This window comes from Paenibacillus sp. USDA918EY (assembly GCF_009870825.1).
GTDB classification, from domain to species: domain Bacteria; phylum Bacillota; class Bacilli; order Paenibacillales; family Paenibacillaceae; genus Paenibacillus_AQ; species Paenibacillus_AQ albilobatus.
In genome coordinates this window covers 38,514-54,001 of sequence record NZ_WTWY01000004.1, presented here as the reverse complement: position 1 = coordinate 54,001, position 15,488 = coordinate 38,514, and the positions used below count along the sequence as shown (strand labels likewise).

12 protein-coding genes are annotated in these 15,488 nt (G+C 57.4%); 1 reads left to right on the top strand and 11 read right to left on the bottom strand.

From position 1 onward, the window contains the following. The 5 genes from remA to GQY55_RS10150 all read right to left on the bottom strand — a co-directional run bounded on the left by remA (position 1) and on the right by GQY55_RS10150 (position 7,053). Entirely contained in the window at positions 1-261 is a 261-nt protein-coding gene (gene remA, locus GQY55_RS10170; protein ID WP_036707683.1) for an extracellular matrix/biofilm regulator RemA, read from the bottom strand. Positions 262-321: 60 nt separating this feature from the next. Beyond that, on the bottom strand, positions 322-1,218 hold the full coding sequence (locus GQY55_RS10165) for a YicC/YloC family endoribonuclease (RefSeq protein WP_160040901.1): 897 nt from the start codon (positions 1,216-1,218) through the stop codon (positions 322-324). 38 nt (positions 1,219-1,256) lie between these two features. After that, the gene (locus GQY55_RS10160; protein WP_160040899.1) at positions 1,257-3,128 is read right to left on the bottom strand and encodes a bifunctional homocysteine S-methyltransferase/methylenetetrahydrofolate reductase; all 1,872 of its coding nucleotides are present in this window, start codon (positions 3,126-3,128) and stop codon (positions 1,257-1,259) included. 217 nt (positions 3,129-3,345) lie between these two features. Continuing rightward, positions 3,346-4,188 (bottom strand): diaminopimelate epimerase, encoded by an 843-nt coding sequence (gene dapF / locus GQY55_RS10155; protein ID WP_160040897.1) that lies wholly within the window; start codon positions 4,186-4,188, stop codon positions 3,346-3,348. A 78-nt stretch (positions 4,189-4,266) separates the two neighbouring features. After that, entirely contained in the window at positions 4,267-7,053 is a 2,787-nt protein-coding gene (locus GQY55_RS10150) for a calcium-translocating P-type ATPase, SERCA-type (RefSeq protein ID WP_160040895.1), read from the bottom strand. A 277-nt stretch (positions 7,054-7,330) separates the two neighbouring features. Between GQY55_RS10150 and GQY55_RS10145 the strand changes: the two genes are divergently transcribed. Continuing rightward, positions 7,331-9,088, top strand: coding sequence for an Rqc2 family fibronectin-binding protein (locus GQY55_RS10145; RefSeq protein WP_160040893.1), 1,758 nt, complete (start codon positions 7,331-7,333; stop codon positions 9,086-9,088). A gap of 144 nt (positions 9,089-9,232) precedes the next feature. Here GQY55_RS10145 and GQY55_RS10140 read toward each other — a convergent pair whose 3' ends face one another. The 6 genes from GQY55_RS10140 to GQY55_RS10115 form a co-directional block, all read right to left on the bottom strand. Beyond that, positions 9,233-10,102, bottom strand: coding sequence for a PHP domain-containing protein (locus tag GQY55_RS10140; RefSeq protein WP_160040891.1), 870 nt, complete (start codon positions 10,100-10,102; stop codon positions 9,233-9,235). 182 nt (positions 10,103-10,284) lie between these two features. Next, positions 10,285-10,722, bottom strand: a complete 438-nt coding sequence (locus GQY55_RS10135) for a hypothetical protein (protein WP_160040889.1) — start codon at positions 10,720-10,722, stop codon at positions 10,285-10,287. 344 nt (positions 10,723-11,066) lie between these two features. After that, positions 11,067-11,330 (bottom strand): YlbG family protein, encoded by a 264-nt coding sequence (locus GQY55_RS10130; protein WP_160040887.1) that lies wholly within the window; start codon positions 11,328-11,330, stop codon positions 11,067-11,069. A gap of 39 nt (positions 11,331-11,369) precedes the next feature. Next, positions 11,370-11,810 carry a YlbF family regulator gene (locus GQY55_RS10125; RefSeq protein ID WP_160040885.1) on the bottom strand — a complete coding sequence of 147 codons (441 nt, stop codon included), beginning with the start codon at positions 11,808-11,810 and terminating at the stop codon, positions 11,370-11,372. A gap of 109 nt (positions 11,811-11,919) precedes the next feature. Further along, entirely contained in the window at positions 11,920-13,797 is a 1,878-nt protein-coding gene (locus GQY55_RS10120) for a helicase-associated domain-containing protein (protein ID WP_160040884.1), read from the bottom strand. After that, the gene (locus tag GQY55_RS10115) at positions 13,794-15,482 is read right to left on the bottom strand and encodes a DNA repair helicase XPB (protein ID WP_160040882.1); all 1,689 of its coding nucleotides are present in this window, start codon (positions 15,480-15,482) and stop codon (positions 13,794-13,796) included. Before GQY55_RS10115 ends, GQY55_RS10120 begins: the two co-directional genes overlap by 4 nt. Positions 15,483-15,488: the final 6 nt, after the last annotated feature.

Sequence of the window (15,488 nt, the reverse complement as noted above, 5' to 3'; positions counted from 1 at the left end):
TTATTCGTCATGATCGTCGTCTTTGCTGGACAGACGGTGAGCCACCGTTTCCGGCTGTACCGCGGACAGGATGACGTGATCGCTGTCCGTAATGATGACGGCACGGGTCCGGCGTCCGTATGTCGCGTCGATCAACATATGACGGTCTCTTGCTTCCTGAATGATTCTTTTAATGGGTGCTGATTCAGGGCTTACAATGGAAATGATTCGGTTAGCCGACACAATATTCCCGAAGCCGATGTTAATGAGTTTGATTGCCATAATCAGGTTCTTCCCCCTATACACATTTGACTCTCGCCTGTTCTATGTCGAAAGCGCCTTTTATTCTATATTGGCCAATTGTTCGCGAATTTTTTCCAGCTCCGCCTTCATTTCGACAACACGGTTTACCAGAGTCAGATGATTGGCCTTCGATCCAATCGTATTGACTTCCCTGTTCATTTCCTGAATCAGAAAATCCAGTTTTCTTCCGACCGGTTCATCCGCACGAAGCAAACCCTTGCATTGCTCAAAATGGCTCTGCAGCCGTATCAGTTCTTCATCTATGTTGGAACGGTCTGCGAAAATTGCAATTTCCATGCCAAATTTATGTTCATCAAAGGCAAACGAACCGTCATGAAGATCAGACAGCCTTTGTTTGAGCTTATTGCGGTAATCCTCGACTACTGTTGGCGCCAACTGCAGCATTTCGGCATGCAGAGCTTGCAGCTTGCTTAACCGCTGCTCCACGTCCGCCGCCAAGTGCTTGCCCTCCATGCTTCGCATCGCCGTAAGGCCATCCAGGGCGGATCGCAGACCTTTTTCCAGCACAGGCCCCCATTCGTCCACGTCGGAGTCGTCCGCGAAAGCGCCGTGATCCGGCGTGATCCACACGTCGGGAAAGGACAACAAATCCTTCACGGTCAATTCGCCGTCGAGGCCGTACCGCTGCGAAATTTCCTGCGCCGCCTGCAGATACATCTTCACGGCATGGTCGTTAAGCAAGGCATGCGGAGCATGGTCGTCGCCTTCTTCTTTCGTGACGAACACATCGACGCGTCCGCGCTTGACGTACTGCTGCACCGTTCTCCGCAAAGCGTCCTCGAAGCAAGTCCACTCACGCGGCAGACGAAGCACGACTTCGCAGTATCGGTGATTGACGGACTTCACTTCAAATACCACTTTACGCCCTCCGTGCTGAAGGGCGGATCGACCGTATCCGGTCATGCTAAAAGACATCGGCACCACATCCATTACACTATTGTAATTGATTACGATCAACGAAACAAGGGGGACAATTGGCGGCCGGATTTGGCCCATACGTGTTCGATCAGCTGGGCGCTCATTTCATACAGCATGAACGGGGTCATCAAGTAAATCCCGTTAAAATGCTCCATTGCGACATCAAGCAGTTCCTTCGCGATCTGAACGCCCATCGCCCTGCCTTCTTCCCCCTCAAGGCCTGCCATCCGGCTGCGGACGTCGTCCGACAAATGGATGCCGGGCACTTCGTTGTGCAAATATTCCGCGTTTCTGCCGCTGGCGAGCGGCATGATCCCCATAAAGATCGGCGTATCCAGGTGACGGGTCGCTTCGCTCACCGCCCGAATCAGCTCGGGATCGTACACCGGCTGGGTCATGATGTAATCCGCGCCGGCGGCGATTTTCCGTTCCAGGCGGGCCACCGCTTTATCCAAATGTTTCCCGTGCGGGTTAAAGGCGGCGCCTACCACGAATTTCGCTTTTTGCTTGAGCGGTTTCCCGGAGAAGGAAATGCCTTCGTTCAGCTGCTTGATCATCCGGATAATTTCGAACGACGTCAGGTCGTACACCGAACTCGAGCCCGGCAAATCCCCGAACCGGGCAGGATCGCCCGTCACGGCCAGCACGTGGTCGATCCCGAGGGCGTCGAAGCCCATCATGTGCGACTGCGTGCCGATCAGGTTGCGGTCGCGGCAGGCGATATGCACCAAAGGCCGCAGCCCGGTCTCGACCTGGACGAGATGGCCGAGCGCCATGTTGCTCATGCGCGTGACGGCCAGCGAGTTGTCGGCAAGCGTCAGCGCGTCGGCCCCGGCCTCTTTCAGCCGCTGCGCGCCCTGCATAAATTTCGAGATGTCCAGGTCGCGCGGCGGGTCCAGCTCCACGATGACCGTGTGCCGCTGCTTCGCCAAATCGACCAGGTTCGGTTCGCGGCTGCCCGTAACTTCTTCCGGGGCGGGTTCGAGGACGATTGCCGGCGCCGCGTGCTCGGGGATGGGCTCGTACACGGCCGGCTGCGGCACGTAATTCCCGAGCGCCCGGGAAATGGCTTCGATATGGGCAGGCGTCGTGCCGCAGCAGCCCCCGATGATGCGCGCGCCCGCGTCGGCAAATTGAACCGCCATTTGCCCGAAATATTCCGGACCCGCTCCATAGCGGTATTCCCCGTCCACGTAATCGGCCACGCCCGCATTCGGATAAACCGAAACCGGGGCCGGCAGATGGCCGTCAAGCGACTTGATCGCGCTCAAAATCCCGTTCGGGCCGGTGCGGCAGTTGAAGCCGATGATGTCGGCCCCTTCCTGCTGCACGATCCGGAAGGCGTCTTGCATCGTGTAGCCGTCCAGCGTCCTGGCGACGTCCTCGACCGCAAACTGGCAGATGACCGGAATGTCGGTCAACCGGCGCGTAATGGACAAAGCGAGCACCAGCTCCTCGACATTGTAAAAGGTTTCGAGCATGACGCCGTCCACGCCTTCCGACAATAACGCCTGCAGCTGCTGCTCGAAATACTTCTTCAGCTCGGCGTTCGAAATGTTCGTCCGTTTGCCGCCGCGGATGGAGCCGACGGCCCCGACGACGTAACCGGCTTCTCCCGCCGCTTCCCGCGCAATCCGCACGCCGGCCCGGTTGATCTCGGCGACTTTGGATTCCAGCCCGTATTTGGACAGTTTATCGAAATTGGCCGAAAACGTATTGGACTCCAGCACCTGCGCGCCCGCATCGACATAACGCCGGTGAACGTCCCGAATGACCTCCGGCGAAGTTAAGTTCAGCTCCTCGTACGAAATCCCCACAGGAAAACCCATTTGATATAAAAAAGTACCCATCGCGCCGTCCCCGACAAGCACCTTATTGTCCAACACCACTCGCAAATCCGGCTTCATCAGTTATTCCCCCAACCCGTAGTTTTCATCTAATGTATCACAAATGCCTCCAAATTCCCACTAGTTCGCAAGGAATTCAAAAAGCGAAAGGCTGCCCTGCCCGGACTGAATCGACGGTCTCCTCTGCGCCGGTGCGTAAGGACAAAAAAAGCCTGCCGGACCGCTCCCCTAAAGGAGCGTTCGGCAGGCTTTTCGTCGTTGCCCGTCATTTTGGCCATCAGGCCGCCGGATCGGTATGTCCCGCGAACACGAACGCGGCCGGCCCCGTCATATAGATCCGGTTGTCCGCCTCGTTCCACTTGATGAAGAGGCTGCCGCCTTTCAAACGCACCTCCGCCTCGCGGTCCGTTTTCCCGTTCAGCACCGAGGAGACCAGCGTCGCGCAAGCTCCCGTGCCGCATGCTAGCGTGGGGCCCGCTCCCCGTTCCCAGACGCGCATGTCGATCGTCTTCCGGTCCAACACGGTCGCAAACTCCACGTTCACTTTTTTCGGAAAAAGGGGGTGCGCTTCCAGCTTCGGCCCCCAGGCATGGAGATCGAAATGAACAGCGTCGTCGACGTAAATGACGCAGTGCGGATTGCCCATGGAAACGGCCGTAAACCGGAAGGTTTCACCATCGGCTTCCAGCGGAACGTCCACCACTTGCGCGGCATCGATCGTCGTCGGGATCCGAAGCCCGGAAAGCACCGGTTCTCCCATATCGACCGTCATCAACGCCGCCTTGCCGTTCTCCGCCTGAATGGCGATCTTTTGCACGCCGGCTCCGAGCGTTTCGATCGTGATCTCTTCCCTTTTAACGTAACCGTGGTCGTATACGTATTTGGCGACGCAGCGGATCGCGTTCCCGCATTGCTCCGCTTCGCTTCCGTCCGAATTGATGATTCTCATCCGGTAGTCCGCCCGCTCGGACGGCAGGATGTAAACGAGCCCGTCGGCCCCGATCCCGAAATAGCGGTCGCACCATTTGACGGCAAGCTCCGCCGCATTGCCCGGAAGAGCCTGCTCGCCGTATATCACAATAAAGTCATTGCCAAGACCATGCATTTTCGTAAATTCCATCGGCTGCTGCCACTCCTTAAGTTGCTTGTTTTTTCTGTTCCCTAGCATAACTTAAGGAATGGCTGAAATGTATAAACTTTATGCCGAAATGTTTGTACTTTTCGCCACGAAGCGTCTGCGCTTCTGGCGTCTGCCGCCCCAAACGCTGCCCGCGCCCATGAGGAATGTCGGAATGCCCGCGGCAACGATCGAAATCGCCCATTCGCGGAAACCGAGCGGCACCGTCTTGAAGATCGGCTGCAGCGACTCGATGTACATGACGCCTAGCATCAGGACGACCGAGGAGAGCACCGCCAGCACCAAATATTTGTTTTGCAGCGGATTGCGGTGGAAAATGGACCGCGAGCTTCTGCAGTCGAATACGTGGATGAGCTGCGCCAAAACGAGCGTGGCGAACGCGACCGATTGGGCCTTGGCGATTTGCCCCGCGTTGCCGGGATCGATCCGAAGCGTCAGCCAGAAGGCTCCCAGCGTGCAAAAGCCGATCAAAAAACCGCGGCTGATGATTTTCCAGCCGAGCCGCCGCGCGAAGATGTTTTCTTTCGCGCCGCGCGGTTTATGCTCCATCAAATCCTTCTCCGGCTGGTCGACGCCAAGCGCCATCGCCGGCAGGCCGTCGGTCACCAGGTTGACCCACAAAATCTGGATCGGCAGCAGCGGGAGCGGCAGCGCCAGCATCATCGCAAAAAACATCGTCAAAATTTCGCCCACGTTCGACGCCAGCAGGTAGCGGATAAACTTGCGGATATTTTCGTAAATGCTCCGGCCTTCCTCGATCGCCGCAACGATCGTGGAGAAGTTGTCGTCGCTGAGCACCAGCGCCGAAGCTTCCTTGGTAACGTCGGTTCCCGTGATCCCCATGGCGATGCCGATGTCGGCGGCTTTGATCGCCGGCGCGTCGTTCACGCCGTCTCCCGTCATCGCCACGACATGGCCTTTGCGCTGCAGCGACTTCACGATCCGCAGCTTATGCTCCGGCGAAACGCGGGAGTATACATAGATGTTGTCCACCTTCGAATCCAGCTCCGCATCGTCGATCCGGTTCAGCTCCTGGCCCGTCATCGCCAACCCGCCGCGGGGCATGATGCTGAGCTGCTGCGCGATCGCCTCCGCCGTGGTGCCGTGGTCCCCGGTAATCATGACCGTTTTGATGCCGGCGCGGCGGCAGGTGTTGATCGCGTCGCGGACCTCGCGCCGCGGCGGATCGATCATGCCGGCCAAGCCGACGAATACGAGCTGGCTTTCGGCATCCTTTTCGCTGCTCAACGAATCGTTTGCGCGTACGTCGCGGTACGCGGTCCCCAGCACCCGGAGCGCGTTCGAGGCCATCTGCTCGTTGGCCGCCAGCACTTTTTGCTTCAAGGTGGCGGTAAACGGCACGACGTTTCCTTCCCATAAAATATAAGCGCACTGGTTCAAAAGCACGTCCGGGGCGCCTTTCGTGCACAGCAGCCGGCCGCCTTGATGGCTGACCACAACGGACATCAGCTTGCGCTCGGAATCGAAGGGGAATTCCTGGTCGCGTTTGTACAATCCCGACAACGAATCCGGGGTCACGCCCATTTTGGAAGACAACGTGATCAGCGCGCCTTCGGTCGGATCTCCTTTAAGCCCCCATACGGAACCTGCCGGCTCTTCTTTCCCTTTGCGTTTGCCCTTCGGCTCCGTCTGCTGCACCTCGTAAATTTCGGCATTGTTGCACAGAGCCCCGATTTGCAGCAGGCGGCGCAGCGCTTGGTCGTTCCGGACATCGATGGCTTTGCCCTTTTCGAGAATTTGGCCCGTCGGGGCGTACCCGTCTCCCGTCACTTCCAGATCCCTGCCGCCGACCCATAGCCGCGTGACGGTCATTTTGTTTTGGGTCAAAGTGCCTGTCTTATCCGAGCAAATGACGGACGCGCAGCCGAGCGTTTCGACGGAAGGAAGCTTCCTGACGATCGCCTTCCGTTTAATCATCCGCTGCACGCCAAGCGCCAATGCGACGGTCACGATGGCCGGCAGCCCTTCCGGTATGGCGGCGACGGCAAGGCTGACGCCGGCGAGGAACATGCCGACCGCGGGCTGTCCATGCAGGATGCCCGCCACCACGACCATGACGGTCAGGCCGAGCGCGAGCATAATAAGCAGTTTGCCGAGCTGCTCCAACCGATGCTGCAGCGGGGTTTGCTGCGTGTCGGTATTTTGGATCAGGTCGGCGATTTTGCCCATCTCCGTATCCATGCCGGTCCGGACGACGATCCCTTTGGCGGTGCCGCGCGTCATCATCGTGCCCATGAAGCCGAGGTTTTTCTGATCCCCGAGAGGCACCTCGGATTCCGATATCGCCTGGCTGTGCTTCCCGACGGGAACCGATTCGCCCGTCAGCGCCGATTCCTCGATGTAACAGCTGCTTGTCTCCAGCCACCGCACGTCGGCCGGAACCCGATCGCCGCTCTCCAGCAGGACGACGTCTCCGGGAACGAGCATTTTCGCCGGAATCGAGACGACCCTGCCTTCCCTGAGCACTTTGGCGGACGGAGCCGACAGCTGCTTCAGCGCGCGCAGGGAACGCTCGGCCCGGAATTCCTGGATAAACCCCAGCACTCCGTTCAGCAAAATGATGGCAATAATCGTAACGGCATCCAGATATTCGCCCAGCAGGCCGGACACCAAGGTGGCCCCCATCAGCACCAGAGTCATAAAATCCTTGAACTGGTTCAAAAACAGTGCGAATAAAGAGATCTTTTTGCCTTCGGACAGCTCGTTGCTTCCATGCTGCTTTCTTCGCTCGTCAGCCTGTTCTTCGGTCAGGCCGCGCTGCAACTGCACGTTCAGAATCTGCTGCAGATCTTCGGCATTCATCTGATGCCATGCTTTTTGTTCCATGCTTCCCTTTCCCTCCCGCTCTTTATGCTGCTGCCGGCAAGGCGCCGGACAGCTTTTCCACCTGTTCTAACGTAAATGTATTCGGACAGGGCCTGAAATATCACAGCACGGGCCTCTTAAGTTTTTGGGCAAACTATGGCATCATAGAGAGGACTGGTTTTGAAGAGGGGATTTTGCAGAAATCCATAAATCGGCCGTACCGAATGACGCAAAATCCGAACAAGTCACCCGCAATCATCCAACTTATTACATATACGATAGATAGGAGATATAAAACATGTCATTGGACGGAATCGTAACGAGGGCGATCGTGCACGAGCTGGAGAAATGCCGCGGCGCCCGGATCAGCAAAATATACCAGCCCGGAGACCATGATCTGCTGCTTCACCTGCGCACGCGCGAAGGCAACGCCAAGCTGCTGTTGTCGGCAAACCCGACATACCCGCGCGTGCATTTTACGGACCGGAGTTTCATGAACCCGCAGGAAGCGCCGATGTTTTGCATGCTCATGCGCAAGCATTGCGAAGGCGGTATCATCGAGGACGTCGCCCAGGTCGGCATGGAACGCATCATCCATTTGACGGTTCGCCAGCGCGACGAGCTCGGGGACGTGTCGACCAAAAAAATCATCGTCGAGCTGATGGGGCGCCACAGCAACATCATCTTGACCGACCATGCGAGCGAAACCATTCTCGACGGCATTCACCATGTCACGCCGAGCATCAGCAGCTACCGGATCGTCATGCCGGGGTTTGCCTATACCGAGCCACCGCAGCAAAATAAGGTCGATCCGCTGGCGGCGGACCGGAAGGATTTTATCGTCAAATGCTCCGGCGCGCAGGATCCGGTTTCGTGGATCGTCGATACGTTCAGCGGGGTGAGCCCGCTGGTCGCCCAGGAAATCGCGCACCGTGCCGGCATCCAGGCGGTATCCGAACCACAATTAAACGAGGAGGAGACGTATGCGCGCTGCTCCGCATTATGGGAGGCTTTCGCCTCGGTGATGGAGCCCGTCCGAACGCATGATTACGCGCCGGTATCCGGAGCAAACGCCAAGGGCAAAATCGTTTTTTCCGCCGTCAACCTGACGCTGCTGCAGGACGAAATCAAGCATTACGATTCGATCAGCGCCTGCATGGAGGATTATTTCGGGGAAAAGGCCGAACGGGATACGGTCAAGCAAAAGGTGAGCGACCTGCTGCGTTTTTTGCAAAACGAACGCTCCAAAAACATTAAAAAACTCGATCACCTGCACAAAGATCTGGCCGAAGCGGATGATGCCGACAAGTATCGGATCTATGGTGAACTGCTGTTCGCTTCGCTGCATACGATCCAAAAAGGCGACAAGACGGCGGAGCTGGTCAATTTTTACGACGAGGAGCAAAAGACGGTCGCCATCCCGCTCGATCCGCTGCTGACGCCGTCGGACAACGCCCAGCGGTATTTCAAAAAATACAACAAATACAAAAACAGCCTCGTCGTCATTCAAGAGCAGCTGGAGAAAACAAAGGAAGAAATCCGCTACATGGACGAGCTGCTGCAGCAGCTGTCCTATGCGTCCATGAGCGACATCGACGAAATCCGCGAGGAGCTCATCCAGCAGGGATATCTCCGCGACCGCAGCAAAAAGACGAAGAAAAAGAAAAAAAACGACCGTCCTACGCTGCATGTGTTTACGTCGTCCGAGGGCATCGAAATCTATGTCGGCAAAAACAACCTGCAAAACGAATATTTGACCAACAAGCTGGCCAGCTCCGGAGATACGTGGCTGCATACCAAAGACATTCCCGGCTCGCACGTCGTCATCCGCGGCGGCGAATACGGCGACGCGACGCTTGAGGAAGCGGCGATGCTCGCCGCCTATTACAGTCAGGCCAAAGAGTCCAGCAGCGTACCCGTCGACTACACCTTGATCCGTCACGTGCACAAGCCGAACGGGGCAAAACCGGGTTTCGTCATCTATGATCATCAGAAAACGCTTGTGATTACGCCGGACGAGAAACGGATCAAAAGCCTTGCCAACGCGTTGAAATAAGGCGAATCAAACGATTCCGTCCCTGCGCTGCTTTTGCCGTTCCTCAGGCGATAGCCAGGCGACCGAGCCATATTTGTTCGCCAAAAACAAAAAAGCTGCCGCTTCTGCTCTTCAAGCAGAAACGCGCAGCTTTTTTTGTCCACTTCAGCATGATCCGCCGCCGGCGGACGCCCGCTTTAATTGCTCCAATACCGCGGCCGATACCGTCCGGCTGCCGATGTCGCCGTGGAACACGACGCCCTGCCTGGCCCCGTGGAAATCGGAGCCCGCCGTCACGATCAGCCCGTGGGCATCGGCCATCGCTTGATAACGTTTCTCGTCTTCCGGACGATGATCCGAATGAAACACCTCGATGCCGGCCGGCTTGGCTTTTTCCAAAATCCGCTCCACAAGCGCATCGTCGCCGTAAATTCCCGGATGCGCCAGCACCGGCGTCCCTCCGGCCTCGCGGATCCACAAACACGCTTCTTCCGGGGAAATCCGCGGCACGGACACGTACGCAGGGGCGTTTTCGCCCAAATATTTGTCAAACGCGTCACGCATATCGCGGGCATATCCTTTCCTTACCAGCACATCCGCCATATGCGGGCGTCCGACGGTCTCGTCGGGCCGCAGCTCCCTCCCGAGTCCGGCGATGACCTCTTCCATCGTTATATCCACGCCAAGCTCCTGCAGCTTCGCGATCATTTTTTCGTTGCGCCCTTCCCTTGTGTTCCGCAACCCGGCAAGCCTCTTCAGAAACGTTTCATTCCCGCAATCGACGTAATACCCGAGCACATGGATGTCCTTTCCGCCCGCGCGCGTGCTGATTTCCACGCCGGGGACGACGGCGACGCCGCAGCGCTCGCCTTCGTCCATCGCCTCCTTCACGCCCGCCACGGTATCGTGGTCGGTAATGGCGATGGCCGCCAGCCCTCTCTCCCGGGCAAGCCGCACGTTTTCCGCGGGGCTTTGCATGCCGTCCGACGCCAGCGAGTGCGTATGCAGGTCGCATCTTCCTGTTGCAGCAGCCATAAAGTTTTCCTCCTGATTCCATCGTTCTTTTTCCTTATTGTATAGGAAGCGGGACGCTTCCGCCAAATGAACCGGGGAGACGGGCTTCTGGCCGAAAAAAAAAAGAAACACAAAAAAGCATGGAACCCGCCTTCTCGGATCCCATGCCGGCCATGCAGCATCATCGTATGTAAAATAATAGGCTATCTGCGTTTGCGCGTATTTTTAATGAGCGTCATTCTTCGGGAATGGCGAAGCCAGGAGTAATAGGATTTCAAATCTCTCAGTTCGATCGTTTCGGACATCCGGCCCAAAAACGTAACCACGATCATTTTATGCAACGGATTGCCGGTGATATCATATTCCCCCTCAAGCTCGGTAAACTCGGCAACGACGACCAAATCCTCGTCGATCAAATAAACGTCCTGTTCATTTCGGTAATAAGGGAGCATCCGGCTTTGCTTCAGACATTCCCACATCCATGCCGCAATGTCGTCCGTCTGGTGATCCCCGCGCTCGATGCGATCGTTATATCTTGTTTTTGCATGATTGGTTATGACGATGTCAGCAACCTTCTTATCGCCCAGAACAACGTAGAATGGTTCATAGGTGCTCCATCTTTCCATTCCTTTGTCGCGCATGGAACATCACTCTCCACCACATAGGACTTTATATCTAGATATTTTTACCTATTATATTACATCACAACAACATGTTGCACAAGTAAAAAAGTCTTAAAATCGATAGATTTAGATGGCTCTCAGACTAAAAAGCGACAATCCGACAAAGCGGCGCCACGCCAAAACAGAACAAAGCTTCCCTGCTCCCCGCGACGCCCAAAGGCGGCTGTCCCCAACGGAAACGTTTCTGATGCTGGTCCATGCAAAAAAAAAAAAGCAGCCCTTAGGCTGCTTTTGCGAAAAGCTCATCGTTCTGTTTGGATGGGAATCCGCGTTCATCCGCGGCTACGAACGGCCCCGTTCCGTCATAGGCCATAAAATCTTGTTTTGTCGGGAACATCCTTCGAATATTCCGTTTTGATCTCGTTCCGGTAGGAGCGCTCAATTTTTCGCACATAGGAAAGCCTGCGAATGTTTTTGGCGGTCTCTTCGGCGCGATCCGCATTGACGTACATGACGACATAATGCATGCGTCTCGATATATAATGAACGGTCCCGTACTTCTCAAGGTTTCTGGCCGCTTTGATATCCGTGACCCATATAATATAACCTGTCCGTTCTGCAAACATCTTTTCCCACCTCGCTTTGTCCCCTGTCTCTTGCCCGGTTCAGCCGCCGCAGCCGCACTTGCCGCCACCGCCGCAGCCGCGTTTCGGAAGCGGATCGTTGCTCGGCACCTTGATGGTGTCCGAAACGGAATATGCGATCATTTCCGACATTTGGTGAAGCAGGTCGTCAAGAACCTTTTCCGCCTGCTTGAACCGCGCCACCTCTTCGAACTGATCCAGCTGTTGTTCGACGGCCGTCACCTCGTCCTTCGCGCTGTGGTAGTTCGGATGAAAATGCCCGAAGCGCTGGGTTTCATCGAAGAGTTCTTTCTTTTTTGCCAGCAGCCGGACCAGCTCCTGAATGGCAGGATTGCTGTCTACGCGCTGCTTCCAATATAAGTAATCAGACACCTCAACCGACTGATTGATCATATCGCCTAATTCATAGGCGTTCATCAGTACGGCAGCCATGTCCATCGTTTGCACTTCTGATACGCTCATGAAATTCAACCCGATTCTTTAAAAAGTTCCACCGTCATCCAGTGGACTCTTCTATCATATCATAACCCGTCTCCCTTAAGAAGAGGGATTTCGGCTCTTTTCCATCGCCTCAATCGAACTCGGGAACGATCAATTTCAGCTCCCTCAGTTCCCCGGCCGTCAGCTCGCGCCGCTCGTACGCTCCGGTTTCCAAGTCATGCAAAACGCCCTCTGCCCGCCACGGGCCCGAATGAACCGCCGTGGGAGCGAATTCAGCTTGTTTTCCTCCCAGGTTCAGCAAAATCCGGGTCTGCCAGCTTTGGGCCTGCTCGACGATCGTCTGCGCGGTGGAGCTGTGATAACTCCGGTAGTCCCGAAGCCATCTCGCCGGAATCCCTTCGTACCCGGGAAACAACGAAGCAGGCTCCGGGATGTCGGGATCCGGATCGAAAAAACGGACATGCCGGCCGCCGTAAACGACGCCCTGCCGCTCATGGAAGCTTTCGCACGGCATGGTGCCGCGGGCCTTCCCGTCCGGTTCTTCGCCGATCAGCGGATATGACGGATGCGCGCGTTCGCCGGTTCCGATCGTTTTTAGCGGAGCCAGCCCCATGGTTTCAAGAATTTTGCGTATTTTGGCCGTATCGGAGGTTTTGGCGATAAAATGTTTGGGGCCGATCCGCTCCAGAGCGCCTTCGATGCGCGAACGGGCCGCCGCAATCCGGTCCGCTTCGCTTTCGGTCAGGCATGACAAAAGCAGCGCCTCCTCGAACCGGGTGCGGCCGAGTTCCCTGCCCCACTGCTCGATGGCCGCGGCAACATGGCCCGGGATTTCCGCCGCGGCGCCTGCCGACAAAACCTGAACAATCTCCGCGGCGCCGATTCCCTTCTCCGCCGCCTTCGCAATCCCGGCCCGGGTCAGCTTGTATACCGAAACGCGGTCGCATTGAACCAACTCGGCAAAAGCAAGCAGCTTCCAGCGCAGCAGGAACGGAACGTCCGGAGGGCAAAGCACGTCAAAATCCGGCTGCACGAAAAAGCCTGATGCGGGAGCTTCAACCTCGGGTTCGTCTTCAAGCAGCAATCGCGCCGCATCAACGTTCCAGCGGAAGGCGCATCCTCCTTCGGCCGTTTCCGCGACATCCCCCCAACCGAATCCGGCAAGGGCGCAAAGCCACGCCTCGGCTTGTTCCGAGGCGGCTGCCGCGCGCAGCATGCCTTCGCCCTCCATCCACCGCAGCAGCGACGAAACATCGATCCATCGCCCCCCGGCATCCGGGAGGAAGCAAGTGAAATAACGAAAAAGCTGCAGGCCCGCGTCATTCGGGCCGTAACGCTCGATAACGGTGCGGAGCAGGATGCGGTTCATTTCGCGTTCCGTCAAGCTGAGCCATGACCGGAGCCGCTCCCCCTCGAGTACGAAAGCTCCGTTTCCGGGGAATAAAAGTCCCGTGCATAACAGCAGGTCCAGCAAAACGGCCGGCGCCGGCTCCCAAGCATCCTGGTGCGCGTATTGCAGCGCTAGGCGCTTCACGTGCTCATCGCTCAAAAAGACCGGCTCCATCAGCTTTTGCAGGCTTTTTTTATGGACCGTCCCTTTTACCGTCAAGGGAAGTCCCTGATCCGCGACAAAGGCCAGCGCGTGCAGCAGATCCAGCGGAAGGCCCGGCCCCGCCTCCTGGCGGAAAACCAGTCCGGCTTCGGCGGCGCCGTTATGCTCCGGGACATACAGGGCCGGCAGCAGCCGGACCAGCTTTTCCGTCGGGATATAATACAACCGCTCGCCCCAGGCTTTTTTGACGGCATGCACCCACCCGTATTTTCGGAGCCGGAGGAAGGACAGCTTCAGTTCTGCGCCCGTGCGGGCGATGCCGCCGATTCCTTCCCATGCCTGCTCGCCGAAAGGCTGTCCGGCGAACCGGCCGACCAGCCCTTTTAAAAGCTCCAGCTCGCAACCCGCGAGCTTGCCGAACGATTCCTCGAATCCGGCCGATTGGTCGACGCTCATGTTCCGGACCTAACCTCCCTTGCGGAATGGATCGTATATTCATACCCTTGCTCGATGAGGAACATTTGGCGTTTGACGGCAAATTCCTCCTCCTTGCTGCCTTCGGTCACGAGCGTGTAGAAAAAGGCGCGGTTGTCCCCGGATTTCGGGCGCAAAAGCCTGCCCAGCCGCTGCGCTTCCTCCTGCCTCGAACCGAAGCTCCCCGACACTTCAATGGCCACCGACGCATCGGGAAGATCCACGGCAAAATTGGCCACCTTCGATACGACAAGCACGGGGGTTTCCCCCTTTCTGAATGACGCGTATAAATCCGCCCGCTGCCGCTGGGGCATCCTGCCGGTGATGAGCGGCGCCCCGATTGCCGACGCAAGCGCCTGAAGCTGGTCCAAATATTGCCCGATCACCAAAACCCCCGCATGCGGATGCCGTTTCAGCAAATCCTTGACGATCGCCGTTTTGGCCGGGTTCTCCGCCGCCAGCCTGAATTTTTCTTTTCCCGCGGCAAAAGAATAGGTGTCGCGCAGCGCCGGTTCCATCGGAACGCGGATTTCGCTGCATTCGACGCGGGCGATCCAGCCTTTCGCTTCAAGCTCCTTCCAAGGCATCTCATACCGTTTGGGCCCGATCAGGGAAAACACGTCCTCCTCGCACCCGTCTTCCCTGACCAAGGTGGCGGTCAACCCGAGCCTGCGCGTCGCCTGGATATCCGCCGTGGCCCGGAAGACAGGGGCCGGCAGCAGATGCACTTCGTCGTAAATGATGAGTCCCCAGTTGCGTTCGTTAAACAGCCTCATATGCTCGAATTCGGCATCCTTGGAGCGCCGATGGGTCAAAATTTGATACGTGGCGACGGTGACCGGCTTCACTTCCTTCCGTTCGCCGGCATATTGGCCGACCTCCGCCGGATCCAGCGTCGTTTTCTCCGTCAATTCCCGGATCCACTGCTCGACCGAAGTGGTGTTCGACGTCAAAATCAAGCATTCGCACTGCTGCCTTTCCAGCGCGGCGATGCCGATGATCGTCTTGCCTGCCCCGCAAGGAAGGACGAGCACCCCGCTGCCGCCGCTTCCCGTAACGCCCTCGAACGCCGCCACGGCTTCCTCCTGATAGCTTCGAAGGGCGAACGGCTTCCCGCCGCCCGCCTGCCGCCATTCCAGCCGCAGCGCTTGCCCTGTATGATACCCCGCCAAATCCAGGACCGGGAATCCGGAGCGCATGAGCTCCTGTTTAAGGCGTCCCCTTGCTTCGGCCGAAATCCGGGCTTGGGTGGGAGAGATGCGCTCCAGCTTCATCCCCGACAGCGCCGGGACGGCCAACGCTTCATCCAAACAACGGCTGTCGGAAGCCGTTAAACAAAGCGTGCCTTCCCCGCCCTCCGTTTCCTTTTGCAGGCATAATTTGCCGTATCTCGACACGAGCCCGCGGATTTCCGGCAGCAGCCCGGCCGGCATTCCCCACCTCGAAACGGCTTCCAGGTCGCGGGCGATGTCGTCGGCGGTGAAGCCCATGGCGGCCGCATTCCATAAAGAAAGCGGCGTGATTCTATAGGTATGGAAAGCGGAAGGGCTTTTGACGAGCTCCGCAAACCGGGAAAGCTTCTCCCGCGCCGCCTCGAATCCGGGATGTCCGCATTCCAGCAGCACCGTGCGGTCGCGCTGGATGATGCAGGCTTTAAGATCGTTCATGTTCGG

Excerpts from the sequence above, each read along its gene's own strand:
- GQY55_RS10135 (WP_160040889.1), bottom strand. The coding sequence starts at position 10,722 with ATGCGCGACAAAGGAATGGAAAGATGGAGCACCTATGAACCATTCTAC.
- GQY55_RS10150 (WP_160040895.1), bottom strand. The coding sequence starts at position 7,053 with ATGGAACAAAAAGCATGGCATCAGATGAATGCCGAAGATCTGCAGCAG.
- GQY55_RS10125 (WP_160040885.1), bottom strand. The coding sequence starts at position 11,810 with ATGAGCGTATCAGAAGTGCAAACGATGGACATGGCTGCCGTACTGATG.
- dapF (WP_160040897.1), bottom strand. The coding sequence starts at position 4,188 with ATGGAATTTACGAAAATGCATGGTCTTGGCAATGACTTTATTGTGATA.
- GQY55_RS10120 (WP_160040884.1), bottom strand. The coding sequence starts at position 13,797 with ATGAGCGTCGACCAATCGGCCGGATTCGAGGAATCGTTCGGCAAGCTC.
- GQY55_RS10130 (WP_160040887.1), bottom strand. The coding sequence starts at position 11,330 with ATGTTTGCAGAACGGACAGGTTATATTATATGGGTCACGGATATCAAA.
- remA (WP_036707683.1), bottom strand. The coding sequence starts at position 261 with ATGGCAATCAAACTCATTAACATCGGCTTCGGGAATATTGTGTCGGCT.
- GQY55_RS10160 (WP_160040899.1), bottom strand. The coding sequence starts at position 3,128 with ATGAAGCCGGATTTGCGAGTGGTGTTGGACAATAAGGTGCTTGTCGGG.
- GQY55_RS10145 (WP_160040893.1), top strand. The coding sequence starts at position 7,331 with ATGTCATTGGACGGAATCGTAACGAGGGCGATCGTGCACGAGCTGGAG.
- GQY55_RS10140 (WP_160040891.1), bottom strand. The coding sequence starts at position 10,102 with ATGGCTGCTGCAACAGGAAGATGCGACCTGCATACGCACTCGCTGGCG.
- GQY55_RS10165 (WP_160040901.1), bottom strand. The coding sequence starts at position 1,218 with ATGTCTTTTAGCATGACCGGATACGGTCGATCCGCCCTTCAGCACGGA.
- GQY55_RS10115 (WP_160040882.1), bottom strand. The coding sequence starts at position 15,482 with ATGAACGATCTTAAAGCCTGCATCATCCAGCGCGACCGCACGGTGCTG.